Source organism: Sodalis-like endosymbiont of Proechinophthirus fluctus, assembly GCF_001602625.1.
Classification (GTDB): Bacteria; Pseudomonadota; Gammaproteobacteria; order Enterobacterales; family Enterobacteriaceae.
Map to the genome: position 1 here is coordinate 23,939 of NZ_LECR01000007.1, position 1,051 is coordinate 24,989.

General features: G+C 55.3%; 1 protein-coding gene and 1 pseudogene. Both read left to right on the plus strand.

Translation table 11 applies throughout. The annotated features are described in order from the left end of the window. Positions 1-529, plus strand: a 529-nt coding sequence (locus tag BG74_RS15560) for an autotransporter assembly complex protein TamA (RefSeq protein WP_244267100.1), incomplete at its 5' end; no start/stop codon positions are given. Beyond that, positions 526-1,051: pseudogene (locus BG74_RS00925) on the plus strand (autotransporter assembly complex protein TamB); the annotation flags it as partial. The gene BG74_RS15560 and the pseudogene BG74_RS00925, both read left to right, overlap by 4 nt.

Sequence of the window (1,051 nt, forward strand, 5' to 3'; positions counted from 1 at the left end):
GCCTATCTGGGGCGACAGCCAGCGCTATTCGGTGGATGTCTCCAATACCGTCTGGGGATCGGATATCTATTTTGTCATTTTGCAGGCGCAGAACGTCTGGATCCGTACGCTGGCGGAGAAGCACCGCTTTGTGGCACGTGGCAACCTGGGCTGGATAGAAGCCAATGATTTTGAACGCGTCCCACCTTCGCTACGCTTCTTTGCAGGCGGCGATCGCAGTATCCGAGGCTATAAATACAAATCCCTGTCGCCATGGGACGATGACGGTAAACTGACCGGTGCCTCCAAGCTAGCCACCGGATCGTTGGAGTATCAATATAATGTCACCGGCAAATGGTGGGGCGCGGTATTTGTGGACAGTGGCGAAGCGGTTAACGATATCAAACAGAGCAGCTTCAAGACCGGCGTCGGAGTCGGCGTGCGCCGGCAGTCGCCCGTCGGCATCATAAAGCTGGACATCGCCGCCCCAGTTGCGGATGAACATGAGCACGGCGTGCAATTCTATATTGGATTAGGGCCGGAACTATGAGCCTTGTTAAAAAAATTTGCCTCAATATCGTGCTGCTTATGGTGTTGTTGGTGGGTGCAATGGCGTTTCTAATTGGTACTACCAGCGGGCTGTACCTGTTGCTGAACGGCGTGGCCCGCTGGGTTCCGGGACTTGAAATGGCTTCCGTAAGCGGCGGCTGGCGCGATTTGACGGTTAAGCAGTTACGTTACCAGATGCTCGGCGTTACGGTCGGCGTTGGAGAATTACATCTTGCGCTGGATTTTGGCTGTCTATGGGAGGGTCAGCTGTGCCTCAACAATCTTTCTCTGCGCGATGTTAATGTCGGTGTGAACACTGCTGAATTCGGGCCGCCGGTGCTGGCGGCGCAGGAGGTGTCTGGCGGCGCTTCCCTGTCGACCCCTTATCGCATTAACCTGCGCCGTCTGGCTCTGAATAATGTGCAGGTAAAGGTGGATAACGCCCGCATCACCCTTGACGAATTATGCACCGGCCTTCAGTTTCAGGGCAAGAATCTGACGGTGATGCCAACGCGCATTGCCG